Below are 16,919 nucleotides of genomic sequence, written 5' to 3'. Positions count from 1 at the left end.
CCCCAGCATGCGGCATGGGGGTTTCATCGCCGTGACCAGGGCCACTCGGTGGAAGGCGCCGATTCGGTGTGCGAATTGGGGGCTAACGGGCGATCCGCCGGGTATCCGATGCCGAGCCGGGTGATCGTAGGGCACGCCCAGGCCGGCGCGCGCCGTGTCCTGGTCGCCGCCGGGGCCCTCCCTGCACGTCACCGCTCGGCACCCAGCGTGTCAGGTCCGGGGACGACATATCGACGCCGACGCCCCGGCGGGCGGCGTCGACGTCTATGGTGACCCGCAATGGCGCTTCACCTCCACCGTGCCGAACGCACCGATCTGCTTGCCGACGGCCTGGGCGCCTTGCTGGCCAACCCGCTCCCGGACCCATTCGCGCAGGAGCTGGTGCTGGTTCCGGCCCGCGGTATGGAGCGCTGGCTCAGTCAGCGGCTTTCGCACGTGCTGGGCTGCCGCCCGGCCGGCGACGACGGTGTGTGCGCGGGCGTGACGTTTCGGAGCCCAGGGTCGCTGCTGGCCGACATCACCGGGACTGCCGACGCCGACCCATGGTCACCCGAGGCCATGACGTGGCCCCTGCTGGAGGTGATCGACGCCAGCCTCGATGACCCGTGGTGCGCGACGCTGGCCAAGCACTTGGGCCACTTCGATTCCGACGCCTGCGAAGCGGAGCTGCGCCGAGGTCGCCGGTACGCGGTGGCCAGCCGCCTCGCCGGCCTGTTTGCCTCGTACGCGCGGCAGCGGCCGGCGCTGCTGGCCGGGTGGCTGGACGGTGACGCTGCCGGGACCGATGCCGACTTAGGATGGCAACCGCAGCTTTGGCGGCTGCTGGTCGCGAAGATAGCCGCCGACCCGCCGCACGTCCGGCACCGGCAGGCCGTTGACCGACTCCGCCAATCGCCCACCGACCTGCCCGCTCGATTGTCGTTGTTCGGTCACACCCGGCTGCCGATCAGCGACATCGAACTCCTCGATGCGGTTGCCGCCCACCATGACCTGCACCTGTGGCTACCCCACCCCAGCGACGAGCTGTGGCGTGCCCTCAGTGACCGCTACAGCATCGATGGCATCGATCCAGTGGTGCGGCGAAGCGATGACGCCAGCCAGCTTGCTGCCGACCATCCGCTGCTGGAAACCCTGGGCCGCGACCTGCGCGAACTGCAACGCGCATTGCCCGCTCAGCGTGCCACCGACGAGTATCTCGGGCAGTCCGCCGAGCGGGACTGCTTGCTGGGCTGGCTGCAGTCCGACATCGCGGCGAATGCGCTCCGGCCCGGAGTTCGCGTGCCGGCGACAGATGACCGATCCGTTCAGGTGCATGCCTGCCACGGTCCGGCCAGACAGGTCGACGTGCTGCGCGAGGTATTGCTCGGCCTGCTCGACGACGATCCGACGCTGGAGCCCCGCGACATCGTGGTGATGTGTCCCGACATCGAGACCTACGCACCGCTGTTTGTCGCCGGTTTCGGGCTTGGCGAGGTGGCCGGGGAGAACCATCCCGCCCATCGACTGCGGGTCCGGCTGGCCGACCGCGCCCTTACCCAGACCAACCCGCTACTGGCAGTCGCGACGGAACTTCTCGCCATCGCGGGAAGCCGAGCCACCGCGAACCAAGTCCTCAACCTCGCGCACATGCCACCCGTACGCGCCCGGTTCGGTTTTACCGACGACGACCTCGACGTGATCACCGACTGGGTCCGCCAATCCAACATTCGTTGGGGCTTCGACCAACGACATCGCCAGCCCTACGGTCTGCACCATTTTGTACACAACACCTGGCGATTCGGGCTGGACCGCATTCTTACCGGCGTGGCGATATCGGACGATTCGCAAGCCTGGCTGGGCAGCGCGCTGCCGCTCGACGACGTGGGAAGCAACCGGGTGGAGCTAGCGGGACGCCTCGCGGAATTCATCGCACGGTTACAACGTTCAACCGAACGTCTCAGCGGCACACGGCCGTTGAGCGGCTGGCTGGATGCACTGGCCGCAGGGGTCAGCCTGCTCAGCCGTCCCGAACATGAGTGGCAACCGGCACAGCTGCAGCGCGAATTTGCCGACATCAGTGAGCAGGCGGGCGCCCGAGTTTCGACCCCGCTGCGGCTTACCGATGTCTCGGCGCTGCTGGACGGTCACCTCGGCGGGCGCCCGACACGGGCGAACTTCCGTACCGGCACGCTGACGGTCTGCACGATGGTGCCCATGCGCTCGGTACCGCATCGGGTGGTATGCCTGGTTGGCCTCGATGATGGGCTATTCCCGCGCCACAGCGTGCCCGACGGTGACGATGTGCTGGCACGCGACCCGCGAACCGGTGAGCGTGACGTCCGTTCCGAAGACCGGCAATTGTTGCTCGACGCTATCGGCGCGGCCACCGAGACCCTGGTAATCACCTACACCGGCGCTGACGAGCACACCGGGCATCCGCGGCCTCCCGCCGTGCCGCTGGCCGAGTTGCTCGACGCCCTGGATCAGACGGCCGCGGCGCCGGTTCGCGACCACGTCATTGTCCGACACCCGCTGCAGCCATTCGATCGCAAGAACGTCATACCTGGTGCCCTACTACCGGGCAAGCCGTTCACGTTCGACCCGGCCGCGCTGGCAGCCGCCGAAGCTGCTGGCGGGAGGCGCTGCACGCCAATGGCTTTCATCACCGATCGACTGCCCGAGCCGCCCATCACCGATGTGACCCTGGCCGATCTGTTGGACTTCTTCAAGAATCCCGTCAAAGGGTTTTTCCGCGCGCTCGACTTCACCCTGCCGTGGGACGTCGATACCGTCGAGGATGCGATGCCCGTCGAGATCGACGCCCTACGGGCCTGGCTGGTCGGCGATCGCATGCTGCGGGACATAGTGCATGGCATGCATCCCGACACCGCGGCAAACGCCGAGTGGCGTCGCGGGACGCTGCCTCCGGGGCGGCTGGGGGTACGCAAAGCCAAGGAGATTCGCGATCGGGCGCGTGATCTGGCATTGGTCGCCCTACGGCACAGGACGGCCGAATCGGACGCGCATGACGTCGATGTCGAGCTCGGCGGTGGGCGCCGGGTCACCGGAACCGTTGCGCCGGTATTCGGTAGCCGGATGGTGTCGGTCACCTACTCGAAGCTGGCACCCAAGCACGTGTTGCCATCGTGGATCGGGCTGGTTGCCTTGGCAGCACAACAGCCCGGTCGCCCTTGGGCAGCGGTGTGTATCGGTCGCGGCAAGAGCAGAAACCGCATCGCCACTCGGATGTTCGCACCGCCGCCCGATCCGGTGGCGGTGCTGCGGGATCTGGTGTTTCTCTATGACGCAGGGCGGCGGGAGCCGCTACCGCTGCCACTGAAAACGTCCTGCGCGTGGGCTGAGGCGCGCCATGCTGGCGACGACCCGCGCGCCGCGGCGCAGGAGCGGTGGGAGTCCAACAACTTTCGCGACGGTGACGACCGAGAGCATGCGCACGTGCGGGTGTGGGGCGAAAAGGCGGCACTTGATGTACTGCTCGACAGCCCACGCCCGGGCGAGGAGATGTCCGGTGAGGACACCCGGTTGGGTGCGCTGGCCGCCCGCTTGTGGGGGCCACTGCTGACCGCCGAGGGCAGCTCCGGATGATCGCGCCGTTCAACCTGCTGGGCCCGCTCCCCCACCGAGGCGCCACCATCGTATTGGAGGCCAGCGCGGGCACCGGCAAGACCTTCGCCCTGGCGGGTTTGGTGAGCCGCTATCTTGCCGAGACCGATGTGACCCTCGACGAGATGCTGCTGATCACGTTCAACCGTGCGGCCAGCCGGGAACTTCGCGAACGAGTGCGGGACCAGATCGTTGCGGCGCTGGCCGCCCTGGCCGGCCGGTCGGCCCCCGCCAACGATCTGATCGAGCACTTGCTGAGCGGCACCAATAACGACCGCGCCAGTCGCCACGCTCGACTGCGTAAAGCTCTGGCGAACTTTGATGCCGCCACCATCGCCACCACGCACGAGTTCTGCGGTTCTGTCCTGAAATCTCTTGGTGTGGCGGGTGATACCGACACCGGTTTGACACTTCAGGAGAGCCTGGACGACCTGTTGGCCGAGATCGTCGACGACCTCTACCTGATTGAGTTTGGTCATGCAGAATCCGATCCGGTGCTTACCCGTGCGCAGGCGTTGACCCTGGCCCGCGAAGTCGTGGGTGACCCGTACGCTCAGCTGCGCCCCCTCGAACCCGAACCCGACAGCGCAGCCGCCATCCGGCTCAGATTTGCCGATCAGGTGATCGGCGAACTCGAACGCCGAAAGCGCCGGCTGCGCATTCTCGGTTACGACGACCTGCTGATCCGGCTGGCGCAAGCGCTGGATGCACCGGATTCGCCCGCCCGCGATCGCATGCGCAAGCGCTGGCCCGTCGTGTTAGTCGACGAATTCCAAGACACCGACCCGATCCAATGGCAGGTGCTCGAGCGTGCGTTCGGCCGCCACTCGACGCTGATCCTGATCGGCGATCCAAAGCAGGCGATATATGGCTTCCGCGGCGGCGACATCCACACCTACCTTCGCGCGGCCCGAACTGCCGATGCGCGTTATACCCTGGATGTCAACTGGCGTAGCGACGCCGCACTCGTCGAGAGCCTGCAGACGATCCTGCGCGGCGCGGCATTGGGGCATCCCGAGATCGTCGTGCACGAGATCGAGGCACATCACCACGGACACCGGCTGACCGGCGCACCCCACAACGCGCCGTTTCGGTTGCGAGTGGTCAACCGGTCCCACGTTGGCTACGGCGGCACCGCTAACATCCCGATCGCAGTGTTGCGCAATCACATACCCGCCGACCTGGCCGCCGACATCGGATCGCTGCTGTCCAGCGGCGCCACCTTCGCGGGCCGGCCGGTTTCGCCCGGCGACGTCGCGGTCATCGTCGAGCAACACAGAGACGCACGCGCATGCCGGGACGCGTTGGCAGCAGCGGGAATCCCGGCGATCTATACGGGCGACACCGACGTGTTCGCTTCGCGAGCAGCCCAAGACTGGCTGTGCCTACTGGGGGCGATCGATGCGCCCCAGCACAGCGGCCTGGTGCGCGCCGCCGCCACCACAATGTTCTTCGGGGAAACCGCAGAAAGCCTTGCGGCGGAGGGTGACACGCTCACCGATCGGGTGGCTGCGACACTGCGCGAGTGGGCCGATCAGGCACGCCAGTGTGGCGTGGCAGCGGTGTTTGAGGCAGCTCAGCTGGGCGGGATGGGGCGTCGGGTACTGCGCCAGCGCGGCGGCGAGCGCCACATGACCGACCTGGCGCACATCGGCCAGCTGCTACATGAGACCGCCCATTGGCAGCGCTACAGTCTACCGGCACTTCATGATTGGTTGCGCAGGCAGTGCGCCGGCGGAAACGGCGCGACCGAGCACAACCGTCGTTTGGACAGTGACGCCGGTGCGGTTCAGATCATGACGGTGTTCGTGGCCAAAGGTCTGCAGTTCCCAATCGTGTACCTGCCCTTCCTGTTCAACAGGCACATCCGCCAGGACGACATCCTGCTGTACCACGACGACACCGACACCCGCTGCCTGTATGTCGGCGGTCAACGTCGCGACCCGCAGCGCAAATCCGTCGAAGAGCTGAACCGCTTGGAGGAAGCCAACGACAACATCCGGCTCACCTATGTCGCGCTCACCCGGGCGCAGGCTCAGGTGGTGGCGTGGTGGGCGCCAACCATCGACGAGGTCAACGGCGGGTTGTCGCGGCTGCTGCGCGGCCGCGGAAGCGGCGACCCACGAGTGCCCGACAGGTGCTCGCCGCGGATCACCGATGACGAGGCGTGGTCGAGGTTCGTGCAGTGGTCGGCCGCGGGCGGCCCCGCGGTGGAAGAATCGACGATCAACCGTCCCACCGCTATTGAAAAGCCCTCTCGCATTAGCGGTTTAGCGGTACGGCACTTCCACCGGACGGTCGACACCACGTGGCGCCGAACGTCGTATTCGGCGCTGGTGCGCGACGGCGCGGAGGCGGCGCCCGGGGTGGCCAGCGAACCGGAAATCGAACTGCGCGACGACGAAGTGGAGGTGGCTGTGGTCGCCGCATCGGATGCGGCCGACAACCTCGCCTCGCCGCTGGCGGCAATGCCGTCGGGCGCGACGTTCGGGTCGCTGATCCACGCGGTGCTGGAGGGCGCCGACCCGCAGGCACCCGACCTGGCCGCCGAACTCGAGGAGCAACTGCACCGGCAGCTGCCATGGTGGCCGGTTGACGCCGACGCCGGCGAGCTGGCCCGGGCGTTGGTGCCCATGCACGACACGCCGCTTGGCCCGCTTGCCGAGGGGATCACACTGCGCCGGATCGGCACTCGGGATCGGCTGCGGGAACTGGACTTCGAGATACCGTTGGCCGGCGGCGACCGGCGCGGCCCGACCACCAGCGCGTCGCTGTCCGACGTGGGCGAGCTGCTTCGTTCGTACCTTCCGGGTGACGATCCGCTGGTTCCCTATGCGGACCGCCTGACGTCTTCGGGGTTGGGCGGCCAATCGCTGCGGGGCTATTTGTCAGGTTCGATCGACGTGGTACTTCGGCTGCCCACCCAGCGATACCTGGTGGTGGACTACAAGACGAACCATCTGGGAGAGACCGCCGCGGACTACAGCTTCCAGCGTTTGACCGAGACGATGCTGCATTCCGACTATCCCCTGCAGGCACTGTTGTATACCGTTGTGCTACAGCGGTTTCTGCGTTGGCGCCAGCCGGGCTACGATCCGCAGCGTCATCTCGGAGGGGTGCTGTACCTGTTTGTGCGGGGCATGTGCGGTGTCGACACGCCCGTTCTGGCCGGCCAGCCGGCCGGTGTGTTCAGCTGGATGCCGCCGCCGGAGCTGGTGGTTGCCGTTTCGGACCTCCTCGAGGACGGGAGACTGATCGCGTGACATTGACCGATGTCGAGCTGGCCACCTCCGCCACGGGGCTCTTGCAGGTCTTCAATCAGGCCGGGGTTCTCGATGTCGCCGATGTTCACGTGGCGCAACGACTCTGCGCACTCAGCGGGGAGACCGAGGAACGGGTGGCGCTTGCCGTGGCCATGGCCGTGCGCGCGATTCGGGCCGGGTCGGTGTGCGTGGATCTGTCAGCGGTCGCACAAGTCACGGCTCGTGATGATCTTCCGTGGCCGGACCCCGGGCAGTGGTTGACGGCGGTACGGGCCAGCAAGTTGGTCGGCGACCCAGCGGTGTTGCGTCTTTACCAGGACCATCTGCTCTACCTCGACCGTTACTGGCGCGAGGAAGAGCAGGTGTGCCATGACCTGCTGACGTTGGCAAGCTACCGACCGCCGCCGTCCGCACCGACGTTGGAGCGGCTGTTTCCGGCCGACCATGCCGAGCAGCGCGAAGCCGCGCGCCTGGCTCTGGCGCAATGTGTCACCGTGGTGACGGGTGGGCCCGGAACCGGCAAGACCACGACGGTGGCACGGCTGCTCGCATTGCTGGTGGAGCAAGCGGAGCTGGCCCGAGCCGCGCGGCCGCGTATCGCGCTGGCGGCCCCGACGGGCAAAGCAGCGGCGCGCCTGGCCGAGGCCGTGCAACATGAGGTGGCCGGTCTGGGCGCCGCGGATCAGCGCAGGATCGGGCGCGTGCAGGCGGTGACGTTGCATCGGCTGCTCGGCGGCAGGCGCGAAACCTCGGCCCGGTTTCGACACCATCGCGGCAACCGGTTACCGCACGACGTGATTGTCGTTGACGAGACATCGATGGTGTCGCTGACGTTGATGGCACGGCTCCTGGAAGCGGTTCGCCCGGGCACCCGATTGATCCTGGTCGGCGACGCCGGCCAACTGGCGTCGGTAGAGGCCGGTGCGGTGCTGGCGGACGTGGTGGAGGGGTTCGCGGCACGCCACGACGTGCGAGTGGCGACGCTGCGCACCGCACACCGGTTCGGAGCCGCGATCGGAGCCCTGGCGAATGCGATCCGGGTCGGCGACGTAGCGGGCGCGCTGGGGCTGCTGCGATCGGGTGACGAGCATATCGAGTTCATCGAAACTTCCGATCCGACAGCGCGATTGCGCGCCGTACTGGTGCCGCACGCGTTGCGGCTGCGTGAGGCGGCACTATTGGGCGCCGTCGGCGCCGCGTTGGGCGCGCTGGACGAACACCGGCTGTTGTGCGCTCACCGGCACGGGCCTTTTGGCGTTCGGCACTGGAACCGACTGGTCGAGGCCTGGCTTGCCGAGGAGACCGGCCAGCCGCCGTGGTCGCAATGGTATGCCGGGCGGCCGCTACTTTTGACGGCCAATGACTACGGGCTACGGGTGTACAACGGCGATACCGGTGTCACGGTGGTCGGGCGAGACGGTCTGCGCGCGGTCATTTCCGGTGCCGCCGGACCGCTTGATTTCGCGACCGGTCGGCTATCTGACGTCGAAACGATGCACGCCATGACGATTCACAAGAGCCAGGGCAGCCAGGCCGACGAGGTCACGGTTCTGCTGCCACCGCAGGATTCACGATTGCTGACTCGAGAGCTCTTCTACACCGCGGTCACCCGGGCGAAGCGCAAAATTCGGGTGGTCGGCTCCGCAGCCGAGGTAACCAATGCGGTCCGGCGCCCCGCGTTACGCGCGTCCGGGCTGCGGATGCGACTGGAATCCGCATCGCCCCCGTAACCTACTCGGACAAGCTGTTCTCGACGAGGAGCCCGGCATGGATACACACCAGCTGCACATCCGCAACGTCAACGTCTTCGACAGTGTCGCCGGCAGCATCACCGGACCCTGGGATGTCACCGTCGAGGACAATCTGGTCGCATCGTTAAAGCCTGCGGGCGCAACAGACTTAGCGGGCACCCAGATCGACGGGTCAGGCAAGACGTTGATACCCGGGCTGATCGACGCGCACTGGCACACCATGTTCACCACCATTCCGACGACGGTCGCCCTGGTCAGCGAGCTCGGATACGTTTTCGCGCGGGCCGTCGTCAGTGCCCGAGACACGCTGTTGCGCGGGTTTACCACGGTCCGCGATTTGGGCGGGCCGGTATTCGGCATCAAGCAAGCCATCGACGAGGGCACGATCCCGGGCCCACGCATCTACCCCTGCGGCGGTTTCATCTCCCAGACCGGCGGCCACGGCGACTTCCGGCTGCCGTACGAGGTGCCGCGTGGCGTGTGCGGCCATCTGAGCTACATCGAGATCGTCGGGACCGCCGTGATCGCCGATGGCGAAGCCGAAGTGCTACGCGGCGCACGGGAGATGCTGCGCCGAGGTGCGTCGCAGTTGAAGTTGATGGCCGGCGGCGGGGTGGCCTCCAACTACGACCCACTCGACGTTTCCCAGTTCACCTTGACCGAGATGCGCGCGGCGGTGGAGGCGGCCGAAAACTGGGGCACCTATGTCACCGTGCACGCCTACACACCCCGAGCGATCCGCACCGCCGTGGCCGCCGGTGTCCGTTGCATCGAGCATGGCCAGCTCATCGACGAAGGCACGGCGGCGCTGCTCGCCGAAAACGACATCTGGTGGTGCTTGCAACCATTTCTCGCCGACGAGGACAGGGCTCTGGCGCCGGCGAACCAGGCGAAGTTGCAGCAGATGACGGCCGGCACCGACGCCGCGTATCGGCTGGCGATCAAGCATCAGGCCAAAATCGCGTTCGGCACGGATATCTTGTTCGCCCCGGAACTGGCCAGCCGCCAGGGCGCGATGCTCACCAAGCTCTCCCGCTGGTTCACCCCCGCCGAGGTGTTGCAACAGGCGACAATCCGCAACGCCGAGCTGCTGGCCATGTCCGGGCCGCGCAATCCGTACCCGGGACGGTTAGGCGTGGTAGCCGAAGGCGCCCTGGCGGATCTGATACTCGTTGACGGCGACCCGGTCGCCGACATCTCGCTGATCGCACGTCCGGAGGAATCGTTCGCCGCGATTATCAAGGACGGTAGGTTGGTCACGCAGGAGAGTGGGTGATGCCACCGTGAACCAGGTGATCCGAGACGGTTGCAGTTGGCCGGTCGGCACGGCCGCCGATGTCGCCTGGATCAACGAGGCCACGTCGATCGGCCTCACCATCACCTCGGCGATCCCGCCGACTTTCGACGCCTACGCCACCATCGTGCTGCCGAACCACCGGGAAGAACAACGGCGGCGCGACCGGGCGCTGCTCGCGCTGCTCGACGGGCAGTCACCCGGTCAGCGGTGGTGGCTTGGATATCTTGACACCGGCAGCTCCGACGTCGTTTTTCCGGACGCACCGCGAGTGCGCTTGTATGCGGACTGGCCTTATGTTTTGGTACAGGCCGGCCCCCAGCAGGCCGCCAGCTGGCGCCAAACCAACGTCGAGTCATCCGGGTCGAAGCAGCTGCCGGACCTGATGTTTCCGGTGGACCGGACCTGGTTGGCCTCAACGTTGTGGGACGACGACTGGACCTGTGTCGGGGGGCCGTTCGCGCTGATGGAGGGTGTGCCGAATCACCCCGATCTGGCGGAGCACACACGGCCAGTGGGCATCCACCAGGACGCCACCCCACCCGGCCACCAAGCGAGGTAAATCGTCGGCCGCTTGGGACTTGCCCGACCGCGTCACCAACCCAGCGGTCGCGGCCTGCTAAGCCACTGAATTAGCTTGTGCACCAACAGCTTCAACGGTCACTGACGGCGGCTTTTGCCGGTGGCTCGCGATAGTCCTCGAACATACATGCATTCGAATGACCGCGACTTTATCGGCGTAGCGTTCAACGAGCTGGACGCGGCGCTGAACCGGATTCTGGATCTGTCGTGCGACGTGCTGACCGTCGCGGAATGCCTCACGCCGCTGGAACGCTGTGGGGCGCTGTGGCGCCGGCTAGCGGCCGCCGAACACCCCTTGATCGGCAAGATCGCCGAACAATCCGACCAGACCACGGGTGACCCGCAATTTTCTGCATCAACTGCCCGGATTCCTCGACCTGGCCATGCGGGACAGGGCCGAGGCGGAGCTGGCCGAGCTGGGTGGCCGGTACCGCCCCGGGCATGTGCAACCCCGACGATCCCGCCCCGTGCACCGGCGGCACCCCGTCGTAGGTGGCGATCGAGTCGGACACCCGCAGCGCCGGGCCACGAAGCCACGACCCGCTGGCCGCGGCGTTGCGGGCGTTGCTGTGCTCGGGAGGTCTTGGCCACCACACTGGGTTGCCGATTGCGATCATCGTGTCGACGACGCTGGCCGAACGGGAATCCGGCCGCGGCAACGCACTGGCCGGCGACGGCACCGTGCTGCCCATGCACGATGCCATCCGGTTGGACTCCCACGCGCATCACCACCTGCGGATTGTTTCGAGCGGACGCGAGCTAGGTCTGTACCACACCAAACGCATCGCCCCACCGAGTCAGCGAATTGTGTTGTATGCCAAGGATAGTGGCTGCTCGCCTCCCAGCTGCGATGTCCCCGGCTATCGCACCGAGGTTCATCACCCTCGCGGACTTCGCCGAGTGCCAGGAACCCAACATCGGCGATCTGGCGTCGAGTTGCGGCCCCCACCACCAGTTGATTACCTCCGGCGGCTGGCAGACCCAAAAACACAAGGACGGCACCACCGAATGGATTCCCCCTGCCCACCTCGATTGCGGCAACCGTGTGCCAACGCGTTCTTCCACCTAAAAAGGCTGCTCGGCAACGGTGACGAGGACGAGGACGAGGACGAGGACGAGGACGAGGACGAGGACGATCCATGATCTTGGTTGGCATCCTCCTGCCTGCAATCCTGGTCCCACGGGTTAAGTTGTCGACGAGTCACTGACAGGCAAACCGATCCGAAGGGATCGTCGTGAAGATACGGGTTGACGGGCGCGACATCTCCGTTTCCGGTAGCTTGCTGCCCCCGCTCACCCGGCGGACCAACGACATCATCCGGCTCGTCTTGGCCGCGGTGTTCCTCGTGGTGGTGGTCACGAGTTCGGTAATCACCCGACCGCGCTGGGTGGCGCTGGAGAAGTCCATCTCCGAAATCGTCGGCGTGCTGACCCCCGCCCAGTCCGACCTGGTGTACCTGATCTATGGCGTCGCGATTGTCGCACTGCCGTTCGTGATCCTGGTCGGCCTGATCATCAGCCGCCAATGGAAGCTGCTCGGCGCCTACGGGGCGGCGGCATTCATGGCCATTCTTCCCCTGTCAATCAGCAGCAACCGCCTCTCGGCGCCGCGTTGGCATTTCGACCTGTCCGAGAAGCTCAGCTCGGTGCCCGCGCAGTTCCTCGACGACCCGCGGTGGATCGCGATGCTGGCCGCGGTGCTGACCGTGTCGGGGCCCTGGCTACCGGCCCGCTGGCGGCATTGGTGGTGGGGGCTGCTGCTGGCCTTCGTGCCGATCCATCTGGTGATCAGCGCTATCGTGCCGGCTCGGTCGGCGTTGGGTCTGGCGGTCGGCTGGTTCGTGGGCGCGTTGGTGGTGCTGGTGGTTGGCACTCCTGCGCTCGAAGTGCCACTGGAGGGCGCGGTTCGCGCGATGGCCAAGGGCGGATTCGTGGTGTCCACGCTCGCGGTGGTGCGGCCGGGCGGACCCGGGCCACTCGTTCTGTTGGCCACCTCACCGGATCCCGACACCAGGGCGGCCGTGGAGTTGTACGGACCGCATCAACGCAGCGGTGGGGCGCTGCGGCAACTGTGGTGGAAGCTGCGTCTGCGCGGTTCGGAGACGGCACCCCTGCAGGCCTCGCTTCGCCGCGCCGTCGAGCATCGTGCACTGATGTCCATCGCCATCGGCGAAACCGGTGTCGCCAATACGTCGACGATCGCTCTGGCGGCGCTTGATCGCGGCTGGACCTTGTACGCGCACCGGCCCGTTCGCGGCACCCCGCTGGATGAATGTGCAAGCCAAACACCGGTTGCCCGCGCATGGGAATCGTTGCGGGTGCTCAACGATCATCAGATCTCCCACGGGGATCTGCGCTGTCACGAAATCACCGTCCACGACGGCACGGTCCTGTTCGGCGGCTTCGGCAGCGCCGAATACGGCGCCACGGACGCCCAGCTGCAGTCGGATATCGCCCAACTCTTGGTAACCACGTCGGCGCTCTACGACGCAAAATCGGCGGTCAGCGCCGCCATCCACACCTTCGGCAAGGACACCATTCTGAGCGCCTCGCGGCGGCTCACCAAATCAGCTGTGCCCAAAAGAGTTCGTGAATCGGTAGCCAACGCCAAGTCCGTCATCTCCGGCGCCCGCGAGGAGGTCAAGCGCCAAACCGGTGCCGATCAAATCGAAACCCAGACGATCACCCGGTTCAGCCGCAGCCAGTTCATTCAGCTGGTGCTGATCGGCGCGCTGGTCTATGTCGCCTACCCGTTCATCAGCACCGTACCCACGTTCTTCTCCCAGCTCAGAACGGCGAACTGGTCGTGGGCGCTGCTCGGCCTGGCGGTGTCCGCGCTGACCTATGTCGGGGCGGCCGCGGCCTTGTGGACCTGCGCCGACGGGCAAGTGAGTTTCTGGAAGCTGTCAATCGTGCAGGTAGCCAACACGTTTGCGGCAACAACCACACCCGCCGGCGTGGGAGGCCTCGCGCTGAGCACCCGGTTTCTGCAGAAGAGCGGTCTGAGCGCGTTACGCGCTACCGCGGCGGTAGCCCTGCAGCAGTCGGTTCAGGTCATCGTCCACCTGGCATTGCTGATCTTGTTCAGCGCGGTCGCGGGCACCTCAGCGGACCTGTCCCACTTCGTCCCGACCGGGACGGTGGTGTACCTGATCGCGGGTGTCGCGCTGGGCATCGTCGGCACCGTCTTGTTCGTGCCCAACCTGCGGCGCTGGCTGTCCACCGAGGTGCGTCCCAAGCTCAAGGAGGTAACCGACGACCTCGTCGTGCTTGCCCGCGAACCGAAAAGATTGGGGGTGATCCTACTCGGTTGCGCGGGAACGACTCTCGGCGCAGCGTTGGCGCTATGGGCCAGCATTGAAGCGTTCGGCGGCGGCACCACATTCGTCACCGTCACCGTGGTAACGATGGTCGGTGGGACGCTCGCCTCGGCCGCCCCCACACCCGGCGGCGTGGGCGCCGTCGAGGCGGCGCTGATCGGTGGACTTGCCGCCTTCGGCGTGCCCGCGGCGATCGGGGTGCCCTCGGTGCTGCTGTACCGAGTACTCACTTGCTGGCTGCCGGTATTTCTCGGTTGGCCGGTGATGCGCTGGCTCACCAAGAACGAGATGATTTAGCAAATCCGCTCCGGCACCGCATTATTCCGCCAAGTCGATGACCACAACCAGCACCACCGAACTTCTGGCGCTGTGTCCGACCGTGGTGGTCAGATAGGTCAGATAGTAATCGTCAGGCACTGACCGCGCGACGGCGATTTCGACGTCCACCGCGGCCGCCCCGTCCTCACCGAACTCGCCAGACGCGGGCGTCACCGTGACACCGTCAATGGCAGACGATCCGGTGACCACGTAGTCGCCGGCATCGGCAATCATCCGTTGCATGTCGAGCCTGACGGTGCCGGTTGCACCCGGCGCGATACCGATGATCGGCCGGACCACGTTGACCGTTACCGCCGAACTACCCGCCCCGAACGACGGGGGCGCCGAGGATGGGGCAGTTCCCCACGACTTGTTGGGCCTGCCGGAAAGCGTGAAGGCGACGTCGCCGCCGGTGCGGATGATCGAATCCGGAAGAAACGTTTGCTCGGTGGCCCGGCCGTCGATGCGCAGGCCGCTGATGTATTTCATCCGGCTGGGCGCGGTCGCGCCGGGTGCGGAGATCCGGATGGATTTGCCTCCCGGTAGGGCGATGATCGCGCGATCGAACAGTGGGGTGTTCACGGTGAGGATCGAGGTCCCCGGGATGATCGGATACAGGCCGAGAGCGGCCCAGACATACCAGCTGGACAGTGCGCCGAGGTCGTCATTGCCCGGTGCGCCGTCGGGCGTGGGTGAGAACAGGCCGCGCACCCGATCGACCGTCCGCTGCGTCTTCCACGGTTGGCCCACGTAGTTGTACAGCCACGGCACCCCGAAGCCAGGCTCGTTGCCGACCCAGAGGTACGGCTCGTTGGGACCCACGTTGAGCTTCTTGGTGAAGCCATCGAGCCGGTCGGCAACCGCCTTGCGCCCCCCAAGAGCGGTGATCAGACCACCGATGTTTTGCGGCACCCACCAGAGATACTGTTCGGCGTTACCCTCGTCGTACCCGTCCTGCCCGAAGCCATCGGGGGTGTCCTTGAATCCCGGTCCCGGTGCAAAGAATCCGATCGGGCTGCGCGGCGAGATATACCGAGTGCTGGGGTTGAACACGTTTTGCCAGTTCTGCGCCCGGCGCTGGAACTCGGCGGCGGTCTTGGCATCTCCCAGCGAATCGGCGAATCGGGAGATCGTGAAGTCGTCCAGCGACCACTCCAGCGTGATCGACGCGCCGGCGAACCGACCGTTGGTACCGAAATCGACCGCCTGCGGCGCGTAGCCCAGCTCCTGGTAGGTGGCGACTCCCGGCCGTTCCACATATCCGTTGAGCCCAACACCACCCTGTGTCGCCGCGTGCACCATGTAGCGCAGTGCGGTCTTGGTGTCGAAGTCCTTGGCCCCGAACGCATACAAGTTCACGATGAGCGGCACTACGTTGTCCCCGCTCATCATGCCGGTCGCCGAATTTGCAAGTGCCCAGCGTGGAAGCGATCCGCTCTGCTCGGCATCATTGACCAATGATTGAGCCATGTCGCTGGCCTGCTCGGGGAAGAGCAGGCCCTGCAGGGCGGCCAAACTCCGGTAGGTGTCCCAATCGGAGAAGTTGGCGTACTGGGTATGTCCTTGGGTAACAGCGTGAATGGTGTTATCGAACCCGAGGTAGCGGCCGTCAACGTCGTTAAAGGTGTTGGGATGCAACAGCGATCGGTACAGGCAACTGTAGAAAGTCACCACGTGACCGTGATCCCGGCCGGCCACCGCGATGCGCGACAGGGCTGCGTTCCATGTGGCCGCGGAGGCCGCACGAACGTCGTCGAAGCCGGCCGCACCTTCGGCGGCAAGGTTCGCCCGGGCTCCGTCGATCCCCACATAAGAGATCGCGGTGCGAACTTCGAGCACCGAGCCGGCCGGAAACTCCACGTACCCACCGCTGTAAGGCGAATCCGCGGTACGCGAGCCGGGGTATACGGCGGCGCCGTCCCAGGTTCCGTAGGACGTGAACGGCTGGCTGAACTGCATGGCGAAGTAGACCGTGTAGGTGTTGTTCTTACCGCAGAATCCTCCGCTGGTCGCCCACCCGGTGATGGTGGTGCTGTCCGCACCGATCTGGATGGTTGAGCGAGAGTTTCCCGCAAGCGAGGCACCGGACCGCACGCGAAATGTGGCCGGCCGGCCGTCGCGCGGGTAGCTGAACCGACCGAATCCGGTTCGCGTGGTGGCGGTAAGCTCCGCGGTCACTCCGCTGGACGGGAATCGCACGGTGTAGTAGCCGGGCATACCCGACTCGGTGTCGTCGTGGGCAATCCGCTCCGTGGCGCGCCAAGGTTGCGCACCGACGGCGCTGGTGGTCGGCAACATCGAGATGTCACCAAAGGCGGCACAGCCCACCGAGGCGTGCGTCATGCTGAACCCGGTGGAGCGTGGGTTTTGGAAATCGTATCCGGCGTAGTTGCCGGGGGTGTCCGGCGAGTACTGCACCATGCCGAATGGCATCGAGGCGCCCGGGAAGTTGTTGATTTCCCCGACGATCTCGCCTCCTCTGCCGGTGCCGACGAGGGTGTCGACGTATTCGACCGGGTTGGTAACGAACTGCGGTTCACCGTCGTAAGCGGTCGGCGTGGCGGCAATCAACGGCACCAAGAATCCCAGCGCCGCCACCAGTGCGACGAGGGCCCGCATCGACCTGCGTGACCGCATAACTGTCTCTTACTGCACGTAGGGGGTTCCTGTGGTTGTTTCGAGGCTAATCGAGACTGAGCTGACGCGTCGATCGACGGCCGGCGCCGCGCACAAAGCGACAATGCTTGGCGCCGATTCGGCTAATGTCTGTCCCGACGTCACCGGCGCA

At 66.2% G+C, this 16,919-nt stretch carries 7 protein-coding genes and 1 pseudogene; 7 read left to right on the top strand and 1 reads right to left on the bottom strand.

Annotated elements, in window-relative coordinates; all coding sequences use genetic code 11:
• Window positions 1-279 precede the first annotated feature (279 nt).
• The 7 genes and pseudogenes from recC to MB901379_RS03940 all read left to right on the top strand — a co-directional run bounded on the left by recC (window position 280) and on the right by MB901379_RS03940 (window position 14,110).
• Window positions 280-3,585 (top strand): exodeoxyribonuclease V subunit gamma, encoded by a 3,306-nt coding sequence (gene recC / locus MB901379_RS03970; protein WP_158015462.1) that lies wholly within the window; start codon window positions 280-282, stop codon window positions 3,583-3,585.
• The gene (gene recB / locus MB901379_RS03965) at window positions 3,582-6,866 is read left to right on the top strand and encodes an exodeoxyribonuclease V subunit beta (RefSeq protein WP_408632332.1); all 3,285 of its coding nucleotides are present in this window, start codon (window positions 3,582-3,584) and stop codon (window positions 6,864-6,866) included. Before recC ends, recB begins: the two co-directional genes overlap by 4 nt.
• Complete coding sequence (gene recD / locus MB901379_RS03960; RefSeq protein WP_158015461.1) at window positions 6,863-8,596, top strand: exodeoxyribonuclease V subunit alpha; 1,734 nt, start codon at window positions 6,863-6,865, stop codon at window positions 8,594-8,596. The genes recB and recD overlap by 4 nt, the downstream gene beginning before the upstream one ends.
• Window positions 8,597-8,633: 37 nt before the next feature.
• Window positions 8,634-9,893, top strand: coding sequence for a metal-dependent hydrolase family protein (locus MB901379_RS03955; RefSeq protein ID WP_158015460.1), 1,260 nt, complete (start codon window positions 8,634-8,636; stop codon window positions 9,891-9,893).
• Window positions 9,894-9,900: 7 nt separating this feature from the next.
• The gene (locus tag MB901379_RS24130) at window positions 9,901-10,473 is read left to right on the top strand and encodes a hypothetical protein (protein ID WP_197717857.1); all 573 of its coding nucleotides are present in this window, start codon (window positions 9,901-9,903) and stop codon (window positions 10,471-10,473) included.
• A 147-nt stretch (window positions 10,474-10,620) separates the two neighbouring features.
• Window positions 10,621-11,636 (top strand): annotated as a pseudogene (locus MB901379_RS03945) (DUF222 domain-containing protein).
• Window positions 11,637-11,734: 98 nt separating this feature from the next.
• Window positions 11,735-14,110 carry a lysylphosphatidylglycerol synthase transmembrane domain-containing protein gene (locus tag MB901379_RS03940; protein WP_158018925.1) on the top strand — a complete coding sequence of 792 codons (2,376 nt, stop codon included), beginning with the start codon at window positions 11,735-11,737 and terminating at the stop codon, window positions 14,108-14,110.
• A gap of 21 nt (window positions 14,111-14,131) precedes the next feature.
• Here MB901379_RS03940 and MB901379_RS03935 read toward each other — a convergent pair whose 3' ends face one another.
• Window positions 14,132-16,768: a GH92 family glycosyl hydrolase gene (locus tag MB901379_RS03935; RefSeq protein WP_158015459.1), complete on the bottom strand. Its 2,637-nt coding sequence runs from the start codon at window positions 16,766-16,768 to the stop codon at window positions 14,132-14,134.
• Between the last annotated feature and the right edge of the window lie 151 nt (window positions 16,769-16,919).

It is taken from the genome of Mycobacterium basiliense (genome assembly GCF_900292015.1).
Lineage (GTDB): Bacteria > Actinomycetota > Actinomycetes > Mycobacteriales > Mycobacteriaceae > Mycobacterium > Mycobacterium basiliense.
This window is presented reverse-complemented; position numbering and strand designations above follow the sequence as displayed.

Bases quoted from the DNA above. Each gene is read 5' to 3' on its own strand.
- MB901379_RS03955 (WP_158015460.1), top strand. From the start codon at position 8,634: ATGGATACACACCAGCTGCACATCCGCAACGTCAACGTCTTCGACAGT.
- MB901379_RS03935 (WP_158015459.1), bottom strand. From the start codon at position 16,768: ATGCGGTCACGCAGGTCGATGCGGGCCCTCGTCGCACTGGTGGCGGCG.
- recC (WP_158015462.1), top strand. From the start codon at position 280: ATGGCGCTTCACCTCCACCGTGCCGAACGCACCGATCTGCTTGCCGAC.
- recB (WP_408632332.1), top strand. From the start codon at position 3,582: ATGATCGCGCCGTTCAACCTGCTGGGCCCGCTCCCCCACCGAGGCGCC.